We start from the raw sequence: 23,181 nt of genomic DNA, 5'->3' as shown, positions 1-23,181 counted from the left end.
GCTGTCCGGACCTTGCCAGTATAGACCTCTATCGTCGTGCCTCGCTGATCCTGCGTGCGGACGCCGCTGGCAAGATCAGGCATCGACCTGAGCATCATGCATCAAGTGTGGCCAGCTTTGACTTTGGATCCTCACCGCCCTACTTCCTACCTTTGGCAAAGGGGCACTAAGCAGCGACATTCGACGTCTTCCACTCGGCCGCAGTTTTGAGGCACGCCTCCACTGCTTCTCCGAGCTTGCCGACATAGACGTTGGCGCCGAGCGCGTGCTGAATGCCCTGATCGGAGAGCGCAGCCTCACCCTCGGGCCACAGCCCGACCATGATCGCCGCATCGGGCGCATGACGGCGTAGCCGCTTGACCAGATAACGAAGATGCGCGGGCGAGCCGCCAATCTCGAGATAGGACAAGCAGATCATCTCGGTTCGTGACACGTCGAGTGCTTCGATCTTCTCGCGGCTTACATGGTCATGCGCCACGCGCTGAGTGCCAAAGCCACGTTTCTGGAGAAGCTGCGCGAGCATGCCGGTCACGACTTCGTCGAGCGGCCCGCGGCCGGCGACACACATCACCGATCCGGCATCCTGCCAAAGGGGTGGCGCGTTGGTAAGTGTTTCGCGCGCAGTTTCCTGGATCGGCACTCCTTCCCCATCCAACGGGCTCAGCGACGTCGTGTCGCCAGACGTACTGGATTTTGCCTTTGCCTCGTCGTCGTGATCGTCGAGTTCCCCGATCACCGCCATCATCGATTGCGCAATGCGACCGACGCCTTTTCGATCGATCACTCCACGCTCGGCATCGATCGCCGCCAGCTTCAGTGCCTCTAGAGCCACTTCGTCATAATAGGCGGTCAACGAGCGGCTCTTCAGCAGTTCCTCGGCTTGCTCGATTGCCTCCTCCGGATCGTCTGCGAGCATTCGTTGGTAGAAGCTCTCGACCGGTGTCAACGCGGGCCGGTCACCGAGCAGCACGTCCAGAAACTCTAGCGAGCGCACATGTCGACCAAGAACAACAAGACACAGCGTCAGCGGCATCGAAAGGATGAGCCCGATCGGGCCCCACAACCACGTCCAGAAGACTGCGGCGACAATGACCGAAATCGGCGAGAGCCCGGTCGAATGACCGTAGAGTAGCGGTTCGACGACGTAGCCGATCGTCGGTTCCACAACCGCGAACAGCAAGGCGACTTCGATCGCCATCGCCCAACCCGGATCGACCGCGGCAGCAAGCGCTAGCGGGAGCGCCGCGCCCATCAGCGCACCGATGTAGGGCACGAACCGCAAGACGCCTGCGAGCACGCCCCATAATGCAGGCACTGGCACGCCGATCAGCCATAGTCCGATGCCAATTACGAGCCCAAACGTCGTATTCACCGCAAGTTGTGAGAGGAAGTAGCGGCTGAGCCGCGATCCCGCCTCATCCAGCGCGAGCGTCGTGCGATGCAGGTCGCTGGTACCGAAAAGTCGGATGACGCGGTCTCGTAGATCCTCCTTCTGGAGCAGGATAAAGATTGCAACCACCAGGACGATCAGGAACGTCTCGATAGGTGCGACGACGGGAGCAAGAATGGCTTGGGCAAGCTTCAGTGGGGAGGTCGCTGCCTCGACGATGCGCACTGGCACGACCTGCTCACCCACGATCCTTGGTTGGGCTGTCGGTGCACGACGTATCTCGCGCGCGGCACGTGGGCGCTCCCCCAGTTCCTCCGCGAGCATTTTGGTGCGCGAGGCCGCATAGGCCTTGGCGGTGTTGACTTTGTCCTGGATGGTCTGCGCATACTGCGGTGCTCCGGCACTGAGCGAGGCCGCCTGCGTCGCCACCAGCGTACCCACGGCACCTAAGACGCCTAAAGCGAGCAAAACAGCAAACAGAACTGAAGGCGCTTTCCACAGGCCAAGCCGCCGCAAGAACCCGACGATCGGCGACAGCACAAACGATAGGAGCACCGCAAGTGTGATTGGCACGAGCACATCATGTGCGACGTAAAGGGCCGCAATGACGACGACGCCGATCGCTAATCCAAGCAGCCCTCCATCCGACGAGATCTCAGGCAAGCCCGCTGCGGCTTCAGCAACGATAACCCTCTGCTTTTGCGCACGTTCCACCATTCCTGTTACCCCAAGCACTGTTGATATGAGAACAAACCACGTCCGACGCCGCGCATCAACGGATGGAGCGCTGATAAATGGTCATAGTGTCGGCTTGCTCGCTGGCGCTGCCCGCGTCAGTGCTGGCGGCGGTTGACACGGCTGTGCTGGTTAACGTCGAAGGCGACGAGGTGTCTCCATCTGAACATGTGCCCACCCGTTAGATCATGTGGACGACACGGGTGCCGGTAAGGATCGAATGACTTCGGCGCACTGCTCGTCTCGCTATCGGCGCGCGCAAATTGTAAGAAGCAGTCGTTGGCCGGCACGTCATCCAGGTCCAGCCTCGGCCATCGTAGCTGTTGAGATCAGAGTTCAGCACCGAGATCTTTCTCGCCGCGACAAAGAAGTTGCCGACCGGCGGGAGCGGGGCGTGGACGAAAGCGCAACTTATTGCGACACCGCCGATCCGGACGCTCTCGACACAAAGACAGAGACGATCCTCGTTACCCGCATGGAGGTTCAACGGTGCTGTTTGAATGGGTTCCGTATGGTCCTTCATGGCTAAAGACTTCAGCCGGACTAGGCGAGCAAATTGACCAGGATTTTATACGTCGCTTTCTTACGTAAAATGAACCAGCCTGGAGCGGTGCGCTTAGGCATACCTAAAAGGCACTGGCGCGGATCACCGTTTGGCATGGTTGCCATTCAAAGCCACGTCAGAGGCGTTGTACCACGAACATGAAGCCGGAACATAGTCAGCCGTTTGATGCGCACCTATCTGCGATTGACATAAACTGGACTGTCTTGATCATCATCGGCTAAAGAGATTTTATGACACTACAGATCAACATAACCGCAAATGGGCGCATGAGCCTGCCCGCTGACATTCGTAAGCGCTTGGGCCTGACGGGCGGTGGTGCGGTATATCTGGACGAGACGGAGGATGGCGTCGTGTTGCGTACTGCTACTCAGGCTGGAGCTCGCGCTCACGCCTTGGCCAAGCAGTACACCGGTAGCAACCCTGGGGCCTCGGTCGACGCCTTCCTATCACGGCGCCGGGAAGAGAGCGGGGAATGAGCATTGTGCTCGAAGCTTCGGCGCTCATAGCGATGCTCAAAGGGGAGCGCGGCGCGGCCAAGGTGGCGTCCGCGATTGCCGGGGCCCGGGTGAGCAGCGTGAACTACGCCGAGGTTGTCAGTCACTTCATTCATGCGGGCATGCCGGAGCAACAGGTCGACGCCATGCTCGATCCGCTGCCGTCGACGGTCGTTCCCACCGACAAGGCGCTCGCTCAAATTGCCGGCCGGCTCCGGGCTTCGACAGCGGAGGCCGGCTTGAGCCTGGGCGATCGCTTTTGCTTGGCGCTCGCATGGCGGGATGGGTTGCCCGCTTGGACAAGTGACCAGAACTGGAAGAAGGTCGCGGATGCTGTCGACGTCAAGGTAGTAGCCATCCGCTAGGTCCGATGATTTTAGAGCAGGGCAGGGGGCAGGGTAGGGCAGAGGACCAACCCGAGCATTTGGTCATTAGCTACCCTAGGGGTGGGTACCTAGCCTAGAACGGACCCGGATCTATCCTTTCCTGGTGCATGTCGGCAAACCCTAGATCGCAGGTTTCGGTACAGTTGGTCAAAGCGACAGAGTTTGTCGCCCACTCTGAAATCGCTCCGCGACCGGGCGACCAGGTAAGGAGAACTGTGTCCGAAACCCTGTGTTTTCCGACAGACCCGCTTACGGGCATGCTGCGACGATGATAAAATGGCCGACGTGTTAACGGATCGCAGCGTTGCGCCACATGATTGATGGTGACAGTCAAGCAGCGCGAATGGCTGGGCGATGCGCTTCAATGTCATTTGGCAACTCCATGCCAGATAAATCCGTCTGGCGCACGTTTGACTGCATTTGCAAATAGCAGCGTGGCACGATCGTTTTCAGATCGATGGGAGGCGGTGATCTCAAAATCACTAGCATCCGAGAAAGTACATCGGCGACCCCTTATTAGCGGAAAAGATCATTAGGTTTCAAAGTCAAAACGATCTGGGTGTAATACTGAGACCATCTATCGACAGCATTATTCTATACGACTGCGGACAATATTTTTTCGCGTCGGAACTATATTCACCTATACCGCCTTCAGCATCATGCATCGACAATAAATCTGGTTGGAAACGCCCGATAACAACTGAGGCTTTGCATGATGGACTACTCTGAAGCCTCGTTCTTTGATGGCGCTCACTTCGCGCACATTGCCACTTGGCAGGATTACAACCGTAAGCTCCGTTTGGCGAAAGCACGTACGGATCCGTGTCGAAGTCGCTCGCCCAAAGGTGACAACATAATACCATTCGATGGCGCGCGCGGTGACTTGCTCCCCTGACTGTTACCAGTCAGAGGTAGAGTGCGGCTCCTTCATGATGGTTGGTTGAGGTGGAGGCAACCTCTCTGGGGGCGTGCCCCCAGAGAGGTTCGCCGGCTTTTCGGCAGGGGTTCTCTCGCCCAGTTTCGATTATAGCCTTACGTGGTTGTAGTCGTTCCCCCATTGCGGTCTCAGTGTGCCGACAAACGGGTAGTTTCGATATTGTAACAGCGTAAGATGGAGATGAAGCCCATGTTATGGTTGAACTGTTTGGTAAGTGCGCGAGCTACTTAAAAACCGGCGGCCAATTACGCCACCAACGCTACCTCCGTTCTAGTCAAATTGGTCGCTTGGACAATAGAGCGTACAACGTGTGGTTCTGCCAGATCGCGGGAAGGACGCCCGATCAGGTAACCTTGGATCGATGAACAGCCTTCTCGTCTGACAATGCGCAGTTGCTCAGGCTTTTCTATGCCTTCTGCGAGTACGGGTATATGCAACACTTTGCCGAGTGCCACGACTGAGTTCAGAATTGCCACGGCCTGCTCGTCCCGCTCGATCTCGTCGACGAATGATTTGTCGAGCTTGATACGATCGAAGGCAAAGGAGCGCAGCACGTCTATTGAGGAGTAACCCACGCCGAAGTCGTCTAGCGCCAAGCCAACTCCTAGCGCTTTAAGGTCGCGGAGTTGATCGAGCGCATAGCCACGGTCGCGGATGATAGCACCTTCCGTCAACTCTAGCGTCAGCCGCTCAGGATCTAGGCCGCTGTTAACAAGAGCTGTGCGAACTGTTTTCACCAGCTCAGGGGCAGATAGATGCAGCGGTGACAGGTTGACCGAAACGACGTGTCGACCTTGCCATAGCGCAGCCTCGAAGCAAGCCTGCTGGATAATCCAGTTGCTGAGCGGGATGATCTCCCCGATCTCTTCTGCAAGTGGGATAAAGGTCGCAGGTGCAATCAGCCCCCGGAGTGGGTGGCGCCAGCGAACAAGTGCCTCGTAGCCGATAATCTCTCCGGATGTAGTCGACGCCTGGACTTGGTAGTGCAACTCGAATGCACCCCTGGTGACCGCATCGCGCAGTTCGCTGGCAAGCTCGCGACGTTCACGGGCCACCTCGTCCATAGAGGCATCGTAGAAACATGGAGCGTTCGAATGCTCGCTCTTGGCGCGGTACATGGCGAGGTCCGCTCGGCCGAGCAGCGTATCTGCGTCCGTTCCGTCCTGTGGAGCGACAGCGATGCCGATGTTGGCACCGATCGATGCTGAGAAGCGCTCAAAAGCGAACGGCTCGATGAAGATTGCACAAATGCGTTCCAGAAAGTCATCGAGTTCTGATTGATCGGTGTAGGAGACTAGAGCTGCGAATTCGTCACCGCCTAGTCGGGAGATGCACTCGCCAACAACCAACGCGCCCGTCATACGTGCGGCCAGGGCCATCAGTAACTGATCGCCGGCTTGATGGCCGTAGGTGTCGTTGACGCTTTTGAAGCGAGCCAGATCGAGCATCACCACCGCCATGTACGGTGTTCCGCCCTTACGCTCGCGCCTGATCTCCAGCTCCTCGTTGAAGCACATGCGGTTCGGCAGGTCGGTAAGGCCATCGTGCAACGCCATGCGCCGCAATCGCCGATAGGAGTCGCTTTGGGTCTCGCTGTCGATCAGCGCGCTTACGGCGGCACAGCCGATGAACAGCAAGCCAGCGCATGCGGTGCCGAGCGCAAGTTGCGTCATCGCGACGTCCGATAATCCCTGTTCTGGATTGAGCGCCATGGCGTTGACCTTGATCGCAGCCATGCCGGTGAAGTGCAGCGTCGCTACGGCGAGCCCTAACAGTAGACCGCCAGTAATGCGTCGGTCGGGCTGCTCGCTTCGCAAGGTGCGGAAGGCCGCCGCTGCGAGTAAGGAAGCAAGCAAGACGGATACGATCACGTAAGGCCAGCGCCATTCAACGATACCGTCGATCCGATATGCAGCCATTCCTACGTAGTGCATGGCGGAGATACCACCGCCGACGATGACGCCGCCTGGTACAACGAGGCTGCGGTTACGGGCTGCAGCCAGCGCCAAGCCAGGGCTCGCAAACACGATTGCGATGGCGAGCGATGCCAAGGTGAGTCCTGGATCGAGCCTAACGGGTACGCCCGCCTGAAAGCCCATCATTGCCACGAAGTGCGTGCACCATACCATCGTCCCAGTGCCTACGGACGAAAGTGCAATCCACCCCAATCGGCTCTTGCCTCGCGACGCGAGGATGCGACCGAAGAGCTGGACCGTTGCGGCCGAGCCGATCAGCGCAACGATGATCGCCACCGCGACAAGACGCAGATCGTGCTCGTGCATGATGCAGCTGACTACATCCATCATGCGGCTATGCTGCCTTTGATGTGGGCGCGGCGTTCCAGCGCTTGCGTTGCTTGACGTGCCAGTCCGTTCAAAAAAGCCTTCTGGTCGCTTGATGCCGGCGACCGAGGCTCTGTATCCAGAACACACAGAACGCCGACGCCGGTGCCATCCGGAAGCTTCAGGGGGGTGCCGAGATAGTAGCGGATGAACGGTGATCCGACGACGGGCGGGAGCTCTCGGTATCGATGATCCTGGTGTGCGTCGCAAACCTCCAACGGTTCGCTGCGATCAACGGCGTGGTTACAAAAACTATTGGCCCTAGGCACACATTGCAGTTCAAAGCCGATAGCGGCTTTTACCCACACCGTGTCATGGTGGAATAACGTGAGCAGCGAAATTGGGGCTGCAAAGGCATCGGCTGCCTTGTGCACGAACCGGTCGAAGTCAGGCTCGCTCACACCGTTGAGGATATCCAGGCTTTTGAGAGCCCTGGCCCGTGAGCGCTCACGCAACAATCTCAGTAACATTGGCGTCCATCACACAGCTTAGTTATTTCCTCCATAGTGTTGCAAAGGCTTAGGAAAGGTTGACGTTCAGATGGTAAGCAGCGGTGCGGATAGTCGGGTTAACAAGCTTGATCCTACAGCCTCGCGCAGGTAGCAGTTCAACGTGGAACAGAGCACGAACCTTGATGAGATAGCCCCGGTCGATGAGGACGCAGCGGCAGCGATCGCGTTGCTTGCTGAACGGCATGCGTCGGGAGATCCGTTCGTGGTCGGCTGCCGCAGTGCGATCTTGCCGATGGCGATTAGCGATCCGACCTTGCGGGACAATCCGATCGTCTACGTCAATCCGGCTTTTGAGGTGCTCACCGGCTATACGCGGCTAGAGGTGCTCGGCCGTAATTGTCGGTTTCTGCAAGGGCCCATGACCGACCGCGCTGAAGTGGTTCGGCTACGCCAGGCAATCCAGGATCGCCAGAAGATCTCGGTCGATCTGCTCAACTATCGCAAGGATGGTTCTCCGTTCTGGAATCGGTTACTGATCACGCCGGTGAGCGACGATCATGGTACGTTGCGCTACTTCTTCGCCTCGCAGCACGATGTGACTGCCGAGCGCGAGCGGGTCACTGCGCTTGAAGCTAGAGAGACCTCGCTGCTCGCTGACGCGGAGCGGGTTCAGGCACGTCTCGACGACAGCGAGGCGCGTCTGCACTTTGCATTGAGAGCCGGTCAGCTTGGAACCTGGGCGCTCAACCCCGAGACAAGGCACCTCGATACGTCTTCAAGCTGTAAGGAAGCCTTCGGCTACGATCCCGAGGCCTCCTTCGGTTATGCCGAGTTCGAGGCGGCACTCCATCAGGATGATCGTGCCATGGTGATGACCGCTATCGAGAGGACAACGCGAACGCGAGCGCCGTACGACATCGAGTATCGCATTCTGACACCTGATGGAGAGCAACGCTGGATTGCTGCCCAAGGGGAGCTTCTAACCCGAGGTGACGGTAGTGCGCTCAGCATGACCGGCTTCGTGACCGATATTAGCGGCCGTAAGCACGCAGAAGAGCACCGCCAACTGTTGGCGAGTGAACTGACCCACCGGGTCAAGAACACGCTCGCGACAGTGAGTGCGGTCGTACAGCAAACCTTGAAGAATGCTGCATCGCTCGACGAAGCTACAAGGGTCGTCGGAGGGCGGATCGCTAGCCTGGCGACTGCGCATGAACTCTTGCTTCGCGACGAGGTTGAAGGCGCTTACGTCGGCGAGATCGTCTCTGGAGTTCTAAGGCCCTTTGATGGTGGTGATGGCCATCTGTTTACGGTTGACGGACCTGAGATCCGGCTGTCACCGTCGGTGACGCTCGCACTATCGATGGCGCTTCATGAACTCGCCACCAACGCCGCCAAGTATGGCGCGCTTTCTACGCCGGCAGGTACGATAGCGATCCGATGGGATCTCACCGGACGCGACGAAGCACGCCGTTTCAATTTCTCCTGGGTCGAGCATGGTGGCCCGCTGGTCATTTCTCCGGCATCGACCGGCTTTGGGTCGCGGATGATTGAGCGCGTGATGGCGCAGAATGTGCGGGGTACAGCCAGGATCGATTACCGTCCTGAAGGTGTGGTGTTCACCATCGACGCGCCGATGTAAGGTGGCTTCGGCCGACCCGGTTCAATCACCCTTGATAATCTCTACATTTCGCCGCCGGGAACGGCTCTACCGGCGCCTTGGCCACAAAAGCTAGAGCTGTGTTGCAGAACAATCGTGCGCGTCAGATGGCAGAGATCGCAAACCGCCTCATGGGCACAGCGTGGCGGATCGGCGACACCCCAACATTTTATTGCTGGTTCATGGCACCCATCACACTGACAGACAGTTAGGATGGTTCATGTCTGGAAACCATCATGTGTCATGTTCTTGTAATCGAGGATGATTTCCTCATCGCCGACTATATCGTGCAGCTTGTGGAGGACGCCGGAGCGACTTCGATTTCGCAGGCAGCGACACAGCAGGACGCTGTCGAGCAAGCGCGTCAGCGTCGTCCCGAGCTTATCATGTCGGATGTGAAGCTCCTTGAGGGAACCGGGCCGCTTGCAGTGGAGGCTATCCTAGCTGAATTAGGCACCATTCCGGTCATATTCGTGACCGGGACACCTGAGGCTTGTGAACCGTGTGATGCGCCTGCAGTTATTTTAAGTAAACCGATAAACGAGCAGGAAGTGGTTAGACATTTTAAGCAAATGGCACCGATTTGACCATCAAAGGTTAACCGCATTTGGATCCACTTCAGTTCTCAAACGCAATGGATCGTTGTTTGTAACATAGTGTATCTTAGGGTAAATTGCCTCGCTACAACTCCGCAGGCCAGCGCCAGGCGTTGAAGCTAGGAAGGAGATCAGCATGAGTTCGACATTGAATGCCAGCTTCGAGACCCGCCGTGAGGCTGAAATGACGATCGAGCGGCTTGTTCAGGAATCTGGTATCGAGCGAGCCAATATATTTGTCATGGCTGAAGGCACTGACAATAGCGCTGGAGAAGAACAAGCCGGCTCTGACACAAAAGCTGGTTCGCCTAGTCCGGAAGATCGCGATGATGCAGCCTTGAACGGAATGATCATCGTCTCAGTTGAGATTGAAGATGACGCACGTGCTGTTGAAGTACGCTCGGCGTTCAAAGAGTTTAACGCACAGGATGTTACCAGCGACTGACAGACACATAACATGGAAATGAGAAGCGAGCCGATTATCTAGATCGGCTCGCTTTATTAATTTAGGACTTTGCCGCTCCGACATTGACTGCTGACTCAGCTAGCTCGCTCATCATGTCATCGCCGCGGTGCATATCCTTCACCGCCGTCTCGAGCTTGTCGCTATCATCATCAAGCTTCAGCGCCTTGGCGAAAGCCGCGACCGTCCCGAAGCCTGTTATGCCATAATGCGTCATGCGTTGGAATTGCGCTATGATCGCCGCATCGAGTATCGGTCCGGAAGCTGGCGCTTCATCGACGGTGTGCTTGAGTGCTTCTTCAACCAAGCCTTCCATGCCCCTGCAATGCTCCTTCTTGAGCTTCTCGCCCTGGCCTTCGATCAAGCTCTTCAGGATGTCGGTATGGGCGGCAATCCCGCCTTGTGACTTTTGCAGCAAGTCCTTCAGCTTCTGGTCAGTCGCCTGTCCGACGATCTTTTTAAGCACTTTTGCCATCTGATCGTTAGCAGACCAAAGGTCCTTCAACTCGTCGACATAAAGTTCTTGTAGCGTTGTGATCTTGCTCATGGTCATGCTCCTTGGATGATTGTCTGAATGTCGTTGGTCGGGTTCAGGCGAGAAGGCGAACGTTGGGTTCGCGATCCCATTGCCGTGTCTTGGCCTGGTCGATGAATGCCGTAGCATCGTCGCCGACCAACTCGATGACACCGGCGTCTTGCTCGACGCCAGCCTTGTCGAGCAGCGGCTTAGCACTTGATGAGAATGCGATTGCCTTGAGATGACCGAACGCATCCTTGACATAGTCGATCGCAGCACCGTCCTTCATAAGGCTCTTTGCCCCTGCATCCGACAGCACGACCGCAATCGCGTCGAACATGACCGACGGCGACCCGGCGAGCTGACCATCTATCGGCGTTGGATCACCGTCATCGAGTTTCACGTTCAGCTTTGGGGCGATTACCTTGGACTTGGCACCGGCGGCAAGCACCGCATCCTTGATGGCGTCGATCGTAGTACTGTCGCTTCCATCGGCGACTAGGATGCCCACAGTGCGGCCTTCCAGCGTCTCTGGATATTTGCCGACCAGACGCAGCGCTGGTGACAGCGCCATGTCTTGCGGCTCTGCGGCAGCTGGCGCCTTCGCTGGGACCTTTGGCAAGCCCAGTCCATCGCTTACACGCGCGGCAAGCTCCTCGTCGACGTTGCGCAGATTGCCGATCACCTGTTCACGGATATGATCGAACGTCACCTTGGATAGCTCAAATACGAGGGCGCTCGCAAGGTGTGCCTGCTCAGGCGCTGATTGCGACCGGAAGAACAGCCGCGCCTGGCTGTAATGATCGGCGAAAGTGTCAGCACGAACACGCACTTTGGTTTCAGAGACAGGTGCCGCAAACGTCTTGAACCCAGTGGTTTGGCTCTCACGCGGGCCACCCGGCTCACCTACTGACGCAAGGGTGTTAGGCTCGTAGTTGGCGCGACCAGTAGGCACTTCCATCTGCATGTGTCCATCACGCTGCATGTTCATGACCGGGCAGCCTTTGGCACGGTTGATCGGCAGCTGATGAAAGTTGACGCTACCAAGACGCGAAAGCTGGGTGTCCTGGTAAGAGAACAATCGTCCTTGGAGGAGCGGATCTTCCGAGAAGTCGATCCCTGGAGGAACGTTGGTCGGCAGAAAGGCTACTTGCTCAGTCTCAGCAAAGAAGTTGGTGGCATTTCGGTCGAGTACCATGCGCCCGACGATCTTAACCGGGTACAGCTCCTCCGGTACGAGCTTGGTGGCGTCCAGGATGTCGAACGGCAGCTCCGCCGCTTCTTCCTCTGTCAGCAGCTGCACACCGAATTCCCACTCGGGAAAGTCGCCGCCATCGATCGCATCGAACAAGTCGCGGCGGTGGAAGTCAGGATCGGCACCAGCAATCTTTACAGCCTCGTCCCAGCAGGTGGACTGCAGGCCAAGTTTTGGTCGCCAATGGAACTTGACGAAAGTTGCAATGCCCTGAGTGTTGACGAGCCGAAAGGTATTAACCCCAAAGCCTTCGATCATGCGCAACGATCGCGGGATCGTCCGATCGCTCATCGCCCACATGATCATGTGTGTGGCTTCAGGCGTCAGGCCAATAAAGTCCCAGAAGGTATCGTGCGCGGTCGCCGCTTGAGGATAGCCACGATCAGCCTCCATCTTGGCAGCGTGGATCAAGTCAGGGAACTTGATCGCATCTTGGATGAAGAACACGGGGATATGGTTGCCTACCAGGTCCCAGTTTCCCTCCTTCGTATACATCTTGACGGCAAAGCCTCGGACATCGCGCGGAGTATCCACCGACCCAGCGCCACCTGCAACGGTCGAGAAGCGGGTAAATAGTTCCGTCTTTGCGCCGACTTCCGTAAGGATCGCTGCGGTGGTGTAATCGGCCAGCGACTGCGTTAGTTCGAAATAGCCGTGCGCTCCCGAGCCGCGGGCATGTACGATCCGCTCAGGAATACGCTCGTGATCGAAATGGTGTATCTTTTCCCGCAAAACAAAGTCTTCAAGGAGCGAGGGTCCGCGCGAACCAGCTTTAAGCGAGTTTTGGTTGTCGGATACGGGAACGCCATGATTGGTGGTCAGCCTGTCTTCGGTGCCTGCTGACTGCTGGTGGAGCTCCCCGCCATTCCCCTTTATTGTGTCACCTATACCGGTTTTCTTTTCGTTCATGGGGCCATCTGCCTTATAAAGCCGGCGGACAGCCCGTTCACCTCCACCTTACGGCGGGCGCGTCCGGAGGCCCGGGGCTGCTGGTGAAACATATGTCATGACAAGACGACATGACCCTCCATCAACCTTGCTGGTTGGTGCTTGTTCCAAATCAATTTGATACCACCAAGTGGGTGAGAAACTCAAAGCGGCTATAAATCTAGCCGCGGCGGAGAAGTCCGCGGCGCAGCGCCAACGTGTTCCTCGATGTAGCGCATGGCTGAGAGAATTCCATGGGTGAGAGCAGCTCCGGGAATCACCCGTGGGCACCAACGTAATCTTTGAAGACCTTGAGCGGTCCTGCAGACATGAACGTCACACCGCAGGCGCGGATCATCCTTCTGCGATGTGCGACAAACAGGTGTTTCCAGACACCATGAGCGGGGCTGTCGGGCCTTAGCGTATATCAGGGGCCGTTCTGTGTACTGACCCCTGATTGCGCAAGAGCGGGTTGAGACAACGAGAGGGCGGCGACTATGGCGAAGCGGATCATGCTCCGAGACCAGGCGACGGCGATTACCAGATGGTTGATCACGCGGTTGACGTTCAGGTGACTGGGCCAGTCGTCAGGCACTCTCTATCGCCTTGACGTGGTCGGCCGCTGTCAATGCAGCACAACGCTGGTTGAAGCGCGCGTCACGTTCTTAGGCAGTTCACACCCTATTTCAGCGGAACCATTGTACGTTGTGGCGATTGCGCTGTTCTTAAAGGACACACCGCGTCGGCGGTCAGAGGAGCACAGAGATGGGTTGGATTATAGCATTGATCGTAGGCGGTGTCGCCGGTTGGCTCGCTAGCATGGCAATGAACAGAGACGCCTCGATGGGTGTTTTCTTGAACATCGTCGTCGGCTGTGTCGGCTCGGTAATCGGCAACGCGCTGTCAGGCCCTCTGCTAGGCGTGCGTGGCAGCGTCCAAGAATTTTCGCTGACAGGCCTAATCATTGCCTTTGTAGGCGCTGTGGTACTGCTCGGGATTGTGAATTACTTCAAGCGTGGCAGTGTCCGCTGACACGAGGCTGACGTAGACCGGCAGGCGAGGTGCCGCCTTTTCGGCATTTGCATTCTACGGCGGAGAGAGTGACAGCGCGCACCTTGGAGGAGGAATGCGCGCTGTCAGGGATAACAACCTGCCAAGAGGGAAGATGATCCGGCTCGCGCGAAAATGGGATGGTTCAGGCGCCGACGACTTTCCGACGCCTCACGGCGTCCCGAACTCTATACGGCAGCGGAAGGGCTGCATTTCGGCCAACGCCGCTCTTCGTTAGCCCTGCTCGCAGCTTCAACGGTGCCGTTTGAATAGGTGCCGTATGGTCCTCCTTGGCTAAGACTTCAGCCGGACCTGACAAGCAAATCGGCCGTGATTTTATGCGTCATCTCCTGACGTAAAGCGGACCGGTGTGGAGCGGTGCACTGGGAGTATATCCTAAAGGCACCGCAAATTAACGCCAGACCGCCAAGCTACCACTTCAACTTCTTGTGCCACATCATTGCACGTGGCATAGTGTGGATATTGTGCATAGTTATATAAGGTGAAAAGATTCAATGCAAACCATCGATGTTAAGGTGGCCAGTAATGGCCGCATGGTCTTGCCTGCATCAGTGCGCAAGGCGATGGGTTTGCATGGAGAGGCAAAGGTCATTCTGACGGTTGAGGATGATCAGGTGCGCCTGTCTCCGATTGGACATGGGGTGTCTCGTGCGCAGGCACTTTATCGCGAGCATGCCAAGCAGCTCCGGACAACCGAGGACTTCCTCAATGACAGAAAGACCGAAGCTGCCGCCGACTTTGGTGAGGTTGCATCAGGTGATCAGGGTCGAGACGGACAATGACATCCGTCGTTCTCGACGCATCCGCAGTTTTGGCGCTGGTTCGAGACGAGCCAGGCGCCGATAAGGTTGTACCGCATGTCGGGCGTGCTGCAATTTCGGCGGTCAATCTCCAAGAAGTGATCAAGGAACTGCTACTCAGCGGCTTGGATGAGGCAACCACCCGTGAACTGCTGGATGAGCTTCGCCTCGACGTTCGCACGCATGATGCCATTGCGGCATATGCGGCTGCGGGGCTGCACGCCCAGACACGCCAATATGGTCGTGGCTTGGGGGATCGATCCTGCCTTGCGCTAGCCATACAGATTGGCGTTCCAGCACTGACTGCCGATCGCGAGTGGAAGAGGGTCAAGGTAAAGGGTTTGAAGCTCGAACACATACGATAGCCAGCTGGCGTATGACCCAGTCCCGGCGGTTCGGTAGATCAGCGGCCTTCTGTAAAGCGGCCTCATGCCCACTCGCAGCAGCCCCGCGATCCCGTGCCCGACGGACTGTTTCGGGCAAACGGAATCGGGAACAGGTTCGAGTGAACGACTTGATCGGGAGGTATCGGGAGAACGAGACTACCTTGGCTGTCCCGCTCGACCTTTGTTTGCGGGAACGGCAGGAAACGACCAAAATGCGCCGCTCCCCGGAGCCGCAGGAACGTCTGCTAACGCTGAAACCGGTCATCCTAGTGCAGACCGCGGTCGAGCAGGTACGCCCTCATTGCGGCCATTCAACCCGCACGGTACCATGCCCGAAAGCAGCCGCTTGTTCATCTGGTCACTGGGCAGCCCTGAAGGGCTTCAAATGGGACTTAGCCGTCATCCAAGCACACGCTGCTGAACGACAGATATTGCCAGTTTTGGCCATTCGCGAGCTGATCGCTCGTCCTGCCGCCTACGCGTAAGTCTGGTGATAGCAGATATTCCGCATTATGCGGCACGGCAGGCGACAAGTGCTGATCCCCTCAGCGGCGCTTACGTGAACCAATCTTGCGTAGCCACTCGCCGTAGCGCTGGTCGAAGCGGATCGGCGCGAACAGCGGATCGGTCTTGAGGCCGGTTAGCCCTGGATCGATCCCGTCTCATGCGCGCTGAATTGCGGCAAAGGCGAAATCGGGCTCGCGGCGCTAGGCATGGACCTCGACGATCTGTTACTGGACAAACCCACCGTACTTCGCGGGTGAGCGTCCCCAGCGTTGAAGACCTGCTGTTCGAGCGCGGGATCGACATTTGCCATGAGACGGTGCGGCTATGGTGGAACAGGTTCGGGCCGATGTTCGCGGGTGAAGTTCAACGCAAGCGGGTGAACTGCAAGCGTGGGTTTCGCCGATGGCGATGGCATCTGGATGAGATGTACGTGAAGCTTAAAGGCGAAATGGTGTACCTGTGGCAGGCTGTCGATTAGGAAGGTAAAATCCTGGAGAGCTTTGTCACCAAAAATGGCGACAAGCGCAGGCGGCGCTGACCTTCACGAAAAGGCGCTCAAACGTTACGGCTTGCCCAAAGCTATTAACACGGATGGACTCCGCTCGTACGGTGCTGCGATGAACGAGCTAGGCAATCGGGAGAAGCAGGAGATCGGACGCTGGGCTAACAACCGCATCGACAACTCGCATCTACCATACCGACGACGAGAGCGGGCGATGTTGCGTTTGAGCCAGATGAAGACCCTACAAAAGCTTGCCTCTGTTCACGCCAACATTCACAACCACTTCAGTCTGTAACGCCATCTAACCAATCGAGAGACCTACAAGGAACGGCGATCAGCCGCCTTGGCTGAGTGGCAGGTTATAGTGAGCTAGGCTGCCGTCCTCAAAGACTCAAGTGCATCGTGTAGAGAGCGGTTCGCGTTAGACTGACAGCACCCTCTTAAGCCTTCGTTGGTGAACCGGTTATCTTCGCGGTTGCTTAGCACGCGGACTCGCAACCACGAGCCTCATGCCACCAGCGAGCGGCTTTCTGCGATCATGGCGATGCCGCGCTTGCCGTCGTGGCGGTCGAGTTGGACGACGATGTCGATCACGGATGCGGCGTATTCCAGGGTTTCACTTCGGGTGAGGCCGATGCCGGTCTGCATGCTCATTAGCGCGATCTGTTCGAGCGCACCTTGGGGCGAGTTGGCGTGGACGGTCGAGAACGAGCCGGGGTGGCCGGTGTTGATCGCGCGCAGGAAGCTGACGGTTTCGGTGCCGCGCAGCTCGCCCAGCACGATGCGATCGGGGCGCAGGCGCAGCGCGGCCTGGAGCAGGTCGTTGGCCGAGACCTTGGCCTCGCCCAGCTCGCCCTTGACTGCGATCAGGCCGACGCCGTTGGCGCCAGGCAGGCGCAGTTCGGCGGTGTCCTCGACCAGCACCACGCGTTCATGCTCGGGAATTTCGGTGAGCATGGCGTTGAGGAACGTCGTCTTTCCGGTCGAGGTGCCGCCTGAGATCAGGATCGTACGGCGGCGCTTGATCGCGTCGCGCAAGAAGGCGATCGGCGTGACGAGCGGGTCGGGCGTGGGCGCTTCGGGGGCGATCGTGATGGGGCCGCGGTCGTAGGCATCGAGCGGCAGTTCCAGCAAGCGGTGGCGACGGATCGCCATGGCCCAGTTGGCGCGGGTTGCCGGCGGCCCGACCAGCTGGATGCGCGCGCCGCTCTGCCCGGCAAGCGCCGGCAGCGTCGCGGAGAGCAGCGGGTGCTCGCGGTTGATGCCCTGGTGGCTGATGCGCGCGACCTGCTCGGCCAGGCGCTGGAGCAGCTGGTTGTCCATTGCCGGTATGGAGACGCATTGCATGCCGCCGGCTTCGGCATCCTCGATCCAGACCTCGCCGGGACGGTTGACCAGGATCTCGGTCACCGTCTCGCGCTCCAGCCAGGGGCGCAGCGGGGCGAGGTAGGCGTCGAGGTAGACGCTTCGTGGAGCGACAGGCGCGGTCACCGGCTCAGCGACCGCACGCTTGGGCAAGGTATGGACATCGGCAACCATTGCTCACTTGGCCTTGGAAAAGTCGAGGTCCTTGGCGGTGAACACCCGGATCGGTTCGCCTTGGCGCACCCGGATCGTCGGGCCGACCGTGCCGCTCTGCTGCACCGCCGCCGCTGCCGCCGACTGGCCGCCACCCACTATGACCGACGAACCGCTGCCGATCAGGTTGGTCAAGCCGCCCACCACCGACAGCAAGGCGGCCGAGCCGAACCGCTCGAAGAAGTGCGTGTTGACCTTGCCGGCCAGACCGGTCTCGCCACCGAATGCGATTGCGGGCGAGCCGAGATCGACTGAGACGCCGTCCGGGCGGATCAGCCTTGTCCAGATCACATAGGCGCGCTTCTGTCCTGCGGTCAGCCCGCTCTTGTACTGGCCGATCAGACGCGAGGAGCGCGGCACCAGCACGGTGCGGCCATCGAAGCTGCGCACGTCGGTGCTCACGATCGCGCGCACGAAGCCGGGCACGTCGGTGTCGATCGCGGTTTCCAGCACCGCGGGGATCAGCGTGCCTTGCGTCACCGTGGTGGCAGGGTCGAAGCTGCGTTTGGCGGCGGCGCTGCCGCCCCCAAGACCGCCCAGGCGCGAGGCGAAATCCTCGTTGGCATTGCCGCCGCTCTTGAGCTCGGCCTTGCCGTCGAGACCGGGGGCGGTGGCAGGACCGGCCGCAGCGTCGAACACCACGGTCGGGCTCGCGGCGGTATTGCTCTGCGGACCCGTTGCGATGTTGGGCGCAGCGGAAAGCACCGCTTGCGGCGCGGGTGCGGCCAATGGAACGCTATTGGGCATCACGCCGGGCGTGACGATCGGCGGGTTCGGAGTGATCCCCGTCGCCGGGACGAAAGGCGCGGTTGGGACCGGTGCCGGCACCGGCTCGGGTGCGCCATTGCGCTCCGCGTCCATCGACCACAGCGTCAGACCGCCGAGCAGCGCGACGATGGCGACGCCGGCGATCAGGCCCAGGCCATCGCCCTTCTTGCGCTGCGTGACGGTCGGCAGGACGTTGCGCGTCGCCAGATCGATGATCTGCGCCCCGCCGTGCTGGCGCGGATCACGCGGATCGCGCGCCTGCTCGTCGTCGAAGCGTTCGCGCAAGGTGGAGTTGGGAGCCATGGATCAGTTTTCCCGAACGGGCGAGAGATTGGGAGATGCGGATGCGACTACCGAGGCAGGCGCCATCTTCGGCGCGGGCTGGGCAACCATGCCAGGGCCATCGAGCGGCGCAGTCTCCGCGCCCGGCGCGTTGGCGGCCGGCGTCGCGGCGGGTGCCTGGCTTGCGGGGCGCAGGTTCTCGATCGTCGCCTGCGACTTGCCCGAGCGCAGCAGGATCGTCTTGGGTACGTCCTCCAGCACGATCGTACGGCCGCGCACCGAGTAGTTGACCGGTCCGACCTCGCCCTTCTCGTTCATGATAAGGATCGCGGGCACTTCGCTCCGCTCGCCCCACAGCAGGTAGGTCGCGTTGCCATCGTCGTACATGCGCGCGGGGAGGATCTTGGCATCGCCCTTGGTGCGGAAGGAGAAGTTCAGCGCGGCCGGATCGACAGCGGCTTCAGCCGGATTGCCGCCGAGGATCGCCTGCTCGGCAGGCGTCAGCGAGGCCAGCGCCGCGCCGGCCGGAAGGCCCTTGGGCTTGTCCGCATCCCGGTAAGTGAAGCGCAGCAGATAGACCGGCCGCGCCTTTGGCGATGCGACCAGGTCGAAGAAGTAGGTGTGGCGGTCGGTGACCACGGTCATGTTGGTGCGCGCGCCGCCTTCGAGCGGCTTGACGAACAGCACGTCGGCCCGCTTGTTGGGGGTGATCTGCCACGAGGCGCTGTCGCCTACCGCGACGTTCTCGATCGCTTCGCCCGCGCCGAAAGTGATCGTCGCCTGCACGCCGGGACGGCCGTCGATGCGCACGACCTCGTTCTCGGTGTACAGATGCTGGATCAGGCGTTCGTCAGCGGCTGCAGCCGGCTGCGCTAGAGCAGCGACGGCACTAGCGGCAAGAAGCAGGCCGCGGATCATCAAATCATCTCCTTGGCCGGCTTGCGGCCTGTGTCGTTTGAAGCGCGAAAGCGGCTGCCGATGCCCTTGGCGCGAGAGGCGCTGCCGGGGGCCAGCGGGGCGATGCCGCCGCCGCTGATCTGGGTGACGTGGGTGCGGCGCTCGCCCGAGCGGCCACCATTCTCGCCCTGCGACTGGATCACCTCGACTGGCGCGCCGATGGCCGCGGCGAGCGCAGCGCGGCGCGACGACTGGGCGGCAGCCTCGGTCGCGGCGGCAGGCGCGCCATAGGCCGGAGCAAGAACCGCGGACTGTGCCGCAGCGCTGGCGACGGCGGCACCCTTGTCGGACTTGCCCAGGCCGAACACCTGCCAACCCGACACCATCGTACCGGCGACCTTGAATACCATGACCATCAACGCGCAGTGCACGGCGGCGACCAGGAACAGCGCCATCGCCGCACGGCCGTCGATGTCGACGAGGTTGCTCGAAAGCGAGCGGACGATCGGCACCAGCAGTTCGAGCGTGATGCCACCACCCAGCACCACGAACAGCGGCGTGATCGCGGTGAGCACGACCCCGCGCAGCCATCCGGCGGTGAGGCCACGTGTACCGTTGAACAGCGCCATGACCACGAAGATCGGACCCAGCGCCATCAGCACCGCCAGCGCGATCCGCGCGGTCAGCAGCACGCCGACGGTGCCGAGCAGCAGCAGCAGCCCGCCCATCCATATGATGCTTTCGGGCGTGAACAGGCCCTGCCCCGCGCTCGCGGCGGCAACGGCGCTGGCCGCCTGCTGCCCGTTGGGCGCGTCGGTGCCGCTGGCGCTCTCGGCGATGGCGCCAAACACGAGATCGATGCGATCGCCGAAGATCTGCGTCGCTGACCCTGTCGAGCCGGTCAGCACCGAGGCGATCCAGTCAGGCCCACCCACCGCCAGGTTCCACATCACGCCCTGGTAGGCGATCCAGCTGGTGGTGAAGGTGAGGACGAAGCCCAGCGTCAGCATGCGCGGCGTCAGTGCCGAGATGCCCAGGCTCGAGCGCCCGGTCAGCAGCGAGATCGCGAAGAACGCGATGTAGAGCGTGAGCAGGATGGTGAGCACCGGCCCCATCGCCCCGCCGGCCCCGAACAGGCGGCCAAAGGCGGCGGCGGTGGTCTCGCCGGCGATGCAGTCGACCGCGCGAAGCGCAGGCCCGACGCCGGCCGAGGCGACTTGGGTGAGTTGATCGCAGGCGCCGGCCATTATTCCGCCGCCTCGATCCACATACCCGGTTCTTCCGCGTCGCCCGGCCAGTCGATGCCGGTGAGGACGGGGAACCATGCCGAGGGTGCATCGCCATAGCGCTCGCGTAGCTGGTCGAGCTTGCGTACGGTGCTTTCGCGTCCGGACAGGACGGTCAGCACCTCGGGCATGCCCGATAGGTCGAGCCGGACGACGACCGAGGCGTCCGACTGGCGGATCAGGAAGCAGCGCGACTGCGCGGGCAGCGTGCGGATGACGTCGAGCTCGTGCTCGGACAGGCCGAACCCTTCGCAGTAATCCTCGGGCCGCGCGCGGGCGTTCGGCATGAACAGCATCGTCGCGGTCTGCTCGACCAGCGCGGTGGCGATGCGGCTGTCGAGCGCGTCGCGCGCCGACTGGGTGGCAAAGCCGACCAGCGCGTTCCTTTTGCGCAGCGTCTTGAGCCAGTCGCGGATACGCGCGGCGAAGATCTCGTCGTCGAGCGCCTTCCAGCCCTCGTCGATCAGGATCATCGTGGGTTCGCCGTCGAGGCGTTCCTCGATGCGGTGGAACAGGTACATCATCGTCGGCGTGCGCAGGCGCGGGCTTTCGAGCAGCGCGGTCATGTCGAAGCCGAGCTTGCGCGCGGACAGGTCGAGCTTGTCGACGGCGTTGTCGAACAGCCAGCCATGCTCTCCGCCGACGAGCCAGGCGTCTAGCCGCGAAGCGAGGTCGCCCGCTTCAGGGCGGCGCGAGCCGGCGAGCAGCTCGCGGAAATGCGAGAGGCGGCGCAGCGAGGGATCGTTGTGGTAGGCCGCGTCGACCGCGCTGGCGATCGTCGCCAGTTCCTCAGGGCCATGCGCCTGCAGCAGCACACCGAGCCAGTCACGCAGGAACGCGCGGTTGGTGGCGGTGTCGGGCAGCGACAGCGGGTTGAAGCCGCTCGGCTGGCCCGAGGCGATGCGGCTGTAGTTGCCGCCGATGCCGCGGATGAACACTTCGGCGCCGCGGTCCTTGTCGAACAGGATCGTGCGCGGGTCGTACTTCTGCGCCTGCGCGGCAAGGAAGTTCATCACCACCGTCTTGCCCGAGCCCGAGGGGCCGATGACGGTAAAGTTGCCGAGGTCGCCCTGGTGGAAGTTGAAGAAGAACGGCGTCTGGCTGGTGGTGGCCAGCAAAGTGACCGCCTCGCCCCAGTGGTTGCCGCTCGCCTGCCCCATGGCGAAGCCGTGAAGCGAGCCGAAGCAAGCCATGTTGGCGCTGGAGATCAGCGCGCGGCGCACGATGAAGCTCTCGTTGCCGGGCATCTGGCCCCAGAACGCGGGCTCCAGGTTGACGTCCTCGCGCACCGCGACCGCGCCGGCATCGGCCAAGGCGGCGGCGCAGAGCGCGGTGGCCTCGTCAAGCTGGTCGAGGCTGGGCGCGCGCACCAGCACCGAGAGGTGGTGATCGCCGAAACCCACAGCGCCGGTGCCCAGCGCATCGCGGGCGCTGGTCATCTCGCGGCGCTCGGCCAAGGCTTCCTCGTCGGCGGACTTGAGGCGACGGATGGACAAGTCGATGCGCTCGCGTGCGACCTGGCGGTCGGCGGGCGCATAGGTCTCGGTCAGCACCATCTCGCACCCCAGACGCAGCAGCGGATCGGTGAGGCCGGGTGCGGTGGAGTCCGGGTAATCCTTGAGGCTGACCAGCGAGCCGAAGCTCAGGCCTTCGGGCTTGCGCAATTCGAGCGCGTCCATGCCGAAGTTGATGCGGTGATACGGCAGCATGTGGCCGATGTCGGTATCATCCGCCGGGCGGCGCACCGGGCGCATCTCGCCGTTGTAGAGCGCGCTGAGCAATTCCAGCACTTCGGAGCAGCGTCCGGCCTGGCTCTCGTAATCGCCGAGCAGCCGCGCACCGTACGCCCCGAGCGATGCGGTCATCGCGCTGGCGGCGGCACGCAGCGCGCGTATGTCGCCGATGTCGGCCTCGACCGGACCGGTGCCCGAGCGCTTCATCATGCGCGACAGCTTGTCGGCCCAGCCTGCCTTGCCGCGTGCCGGACGGCGCACCAGCGTGACGAACTGGTCGTTGACGAACAGCGCGCCCGAGCTGGTGCGTTGACGCCAGCGCGCGTCGATGTGCGCGGTCAGCGGGTCGGAGAACTGGCTCTCCATCTCGATCTCAACCCGGCGGCGGATGACGTGATGGTACAGCACGAACCGCGCGTCGAGCGAGGAGCGCAGCAGCACTTCGCGCGTGGCGGCATGGGCGTTGAGCTCGTCGGTGTCTGCGGTCTCGAACGCGAAGCCGGGCACCATCAGCGCGCACATCACCGAGCCATCGCGCAGCAGCACGACGTTCTCGTCCACCAGCGAGAGATACGGCAGGCGGTCGCCCGCCATCGCCTCCTTCTTGCCCCAGGCTTTAAGCTGCAGTCCCATCAGGTCGTCCTCGCAGCGC

At 60.7% G+C, this 23,181-nt stretch carries 20 protein-coding genes; 10 read left to right on the top strand and 10 right to left on the bottom strand.

Going from position 1 to position 23,181, the window contains the following annotated elements:
• Positions 1-166: 166 nt before the first annotated feature.
• Entirely contained in the window at positions 167-2,107 is a 1,941-nt protein-coding gene (locus ACXJ1Z_RS18510) for an AI-2E family transporter (RefSeq protein WP_463781506.1), read from the bottom strand.
• A gap of 813 nt (positions 2,108-2,920) precedes the next feature.
• Here ACXJ1Z_RS18510 and ACXJ1Z_RS18505 point away from each other — a divergent pair.
• Positions 2,921-3,166 carry an AbrB/MazE/SpoVT family DNA-binding domain-containing protein gene (locus ACXJ1Z_RS18505; RefSeq protein WP_463781505.1) on the top strand — a complete coding sequence of 82 codons (246 nt, stop codon included), beginning with the start codon at positions 2,921-2,923 and terminating at the stop codon, positions 3,164-3,166.
• Positions 3,163-3,549 (top strand): type II toxin-antitoxin system VapC family toxin, encoded by a 387-nt coding sequence (locus ACXJ1Z_RS18500; RefSeq protein WP_463781504.1) that lies wholly within the window; start codon positions 3,163-3,165, stop codon positions 3,547-3,549. Before ACXJ1Z_RS18505 ends, ACXJ1Z_RS18500 begins: the two co-directional genes overlap by 4 nt.
• 1,203 nt (positions 3,550-4,752) lie before the next feature.
• Here ACXJ1Z_RS18500 and ACXJ1Z_RS18495 read toward each other — a convergent pair.
• Both ACXJ1Z_RS18495 and ACXJ1Z_RS18490 read right to left on the bottom strand, forming a co-directional pair.
• Positions 4,753-6,813, bottom strand: a complete 2,061-nt coding sequence (locus tag ACXJ1Z_RS18495; protein ID WP_463781503.1) for a putative bifunctional diguanylate cyclase/phosphodiesterase — start codon at positions 6,811-6,813, stop codon at positions 4,753-4,755.
• Entirely contained in the window at positions 6,810-7,250 is a 441-nt protein-coding gene (locus ACXJ1Z_RS18490; protein WP_463781502.1) for a GAF domain-containing protein, read from the bottom strand. Before ACXJ1Z_RS18490 ends, ACXJ1Z_RS18495 begins: the two co-directional genes overlap by 4 nt.
• A gap of 313 nt (positions 7,251-7,563) precedes the next feature.
• On the opposite strand from ACXJ1Z_RS18490, the gene ACXJ1Z_RS18485 reads away from it, so the two are divergent.
• The 3 genes from ACXJ1Z_RS18485 to ACXJ1Z_RS18475 all read left to right on the top strand — a co-directional run bounded on the left by ACXJ1Z_RS18485 (position 7,564) and on the right by ACXJ1Z_RS18475 (position 10,002).
• Entirely contained in the window at positions 7,564-8,943 is a 1,380-nt protein-coding gene (locus ACXJ1Z_RS18485; RefSeq protein ID WP_463781501.1) for a PAS domain S-box protein, read from the top strand.
• Positions 8,944-9,197: 254 nt separating this feature from the next.
• Complete coding sequence (locus tag ACXJ1Z_RS18480) at positions 9,198-9,548, top strand: response regulator (protein ID WP_463781500.1); 351 nt, start codon at positions 9,198-9,200, stop codon at positions 9,546-9,548.
• Between the two features lie 145 nt (positions 9,549-9,693).
• Positions 9,694-10,002: a hypothetical protein gene (locus tag ACXJ1Z_RS18475; RefSeq protein ID WP_463781499.1), complete on the top strand. Its 309-nt coding sequence runs from the start codon at positions 9,694-9,696 to the stop codon at positions 10,000-10,002.
• 61 nt (positions 10,003-10,063) lie between these two features.
• On the opposite strand, the gene ACXJ1Z_RS18470 is transcribed toward ACXJ1Z_RS18475, so the two are convergent.
• Together ACXJ1Z_RS18470 and ACXJ1Z_RS18465 are read right to left on the bottom strand one after the other, a co-directional pair.
• Complete coding sequence (locus tag ACXJ1Z_RS18470; protein ID WP_463781498.1) at positions 10,064-10,567, bottom strand: YciE/YciF ferroxidase family protein; 504 nt, start codon at positions 10,565-10,567, stop codon at positions 10,064-10,066.
• Between the two features lie 43 nt (positions 10,568-10,610).
• Entirely contained in the window at positions 10,611-12,701 is a 2,091-nt protein-coding gene (locus ACXJ1Z_RS18465; RefSeq protein WP_463781497.1) for a catalase, read from the bottom strand.
• Positions 12,702-13,484: 783 nt separating this feature from the next.
• On the opposite strand from ACXJ1Z_RS18465, the gene ACXJ1Z_RS18460 reads away from it, so the two are divergent.
• From ACXJ1Z_RS18460 to ACXJ1Z_RS18440, 5 genes are all read left to right on the top strand, one after another.
• Positions 13,485-13,751, top strand: coding sequence for a GlsB/YeaQ/YmgE family stress response membrane protein (locus ACXJ1Z_RS18460; RefSeq protein WP_463781496.1), 267 nt, complete (start codon positions 13,485-13,487; stop codon positions 13,749-13,751).
• A gap of 533 nt (positions 13,752-14,284) precedes the next feature.
• Complete coding sequence (locus ACXJ1Z_RS18455) at positions 14,285-14,572, top strand: AbrB/MazE/SpoVT family DNA-binding domain-containing protein (RefSeq protein ID WP_463781495.1); 288 nt, start codon at positions 14,285-14,287, stop codon at positions 14,570-14,572.
• Entirely contained in the window at positions 14,569-14,955 is a 387-nt protein-coding gene (locus tag ACXJ1Z_RS18450) for a type II toxin-antitoxin system VapC family toxin (protein ID WP_463781494.1), read from the top strand. Before ACXJ1Z_RS18455 ends, ACXJ1Z_RS18450 begins: the two co-directional genes overlap by 4 nt.
• A gap of 781 nt (positions 14,956-15,736) precedes the next feature.
• Positions 15,737-15,961: a DDE-type integrase/transposase/recombinase gene (locus ACXJ1Z_RS18445; RefSeq protein ID WP_463781493.1), complete on the top strand. Its 225-nt coding sequence runs from the start codon at positions 15,737-15,739 to the stop codon at positions 15,959-15,961.
• A 34-nt stretch (positions 15,962-15,995) separates the two neighbouring features.
• A complete protein-coding gene (locus ACXJ1Z_RS18440) occupies positions 15,996-16,280 on the top strand; it encodes a DDE-type integrase/transposase/recombinase (protein WP_463781492.1) in 285 nt (94 codons plus the stop codon).
• Between the two features lie 212 nt (positions 16,281-16,492).
• On the opposite strand, the gene ACXJ1Z_RS18435 is transcribed toward ACXJ1Z_RS18440, so the two are convergent.
• From ACXJ1Z_RS18435 to ACXJ1Z_RS18415, 5 genes are read right to left on the bottom strand one after another with little or no spacing between them, the layout of a single operon-like run.
• Positions 16,493-17,524 carry an ATPase, T2SS/T4P/T4SS family gene (locus tag ACXJ1Z_RS18435; RefSeq protein WP_463781491.1) on the bottom strand — a complete coding sequence of 344 codons (1,032 nt, stop codon included), beginning with the start codon at positions 17,522-17,524 and terminating at the stop codon, positions 16,493-16,495.
• A gap of 3 nt (positions 17,525-17,527) precedes the next feature.
• A complete protein-coding gene (locus tag ACXJ1Z_RS18430; protein ID WP_463781490.1) occupies positions 17,528-18,634 on the bottom strand; it encodes a TraB/TrbI/VirB10 family type IV secretion system protein in 1,107 nt (368 codons plus the stop codon).
• Positions 18,635-18,637: 3 nt separating this feature from the next.
• Positions 18,638-19,531 (bottom strand): TrbG/VirB9 family P-type conjugative transfer protein, encoded by an 894-nt coding sequence (locus ACXJ1Z_RS18425; protein WP_463781489.1) that lies wholly within the window; start codon positions 19,529-19,531, stop codon positions 18,638-18,640.
• On the bottom strand, positions 19,531-20,757 hold the full coding sequence (locus ACXJ1Z_RS18420) for a TrbL/VirB6 family protein (protein ID WP_463781488.1): 1,227 nt from the start codon (positions 20,755-20,757) through the stop codon (positions 19,531-19,533). The genes ACXJ1Z_RS18425 and ACXJ1Z_RS18420 overlap by 1 nt, the downstream gene beginning before the upstream one ends.
• Complete coding sequence (locus ACXJ1Z_RS18415) at positions 20,757-23,162, bottom strand: VirB4 family type IV secretion/conjugal transfer ATPase (protein ID WP_463781487.1); 2,406 nt, start codon at positions 23,160-23,162, stop codon at positions 20,757-20,759. The genes ACXJ1Z_RS18420 and ACXJ1Z_RS18415 overlap by 1 nt, the downstream gene beginning before the upstream one ends.
• Positions 23,163-23,181: the final 19 nt, after the last annotated feature.

The organism is Novosphingobium sp. TK46, assembly GCF_055361525.1.
The sequence above is the reverse complement of the archived record's forward strand: the minus strand, read 5'-3'. Positions and strand labels throughout refer to the sequence as shown.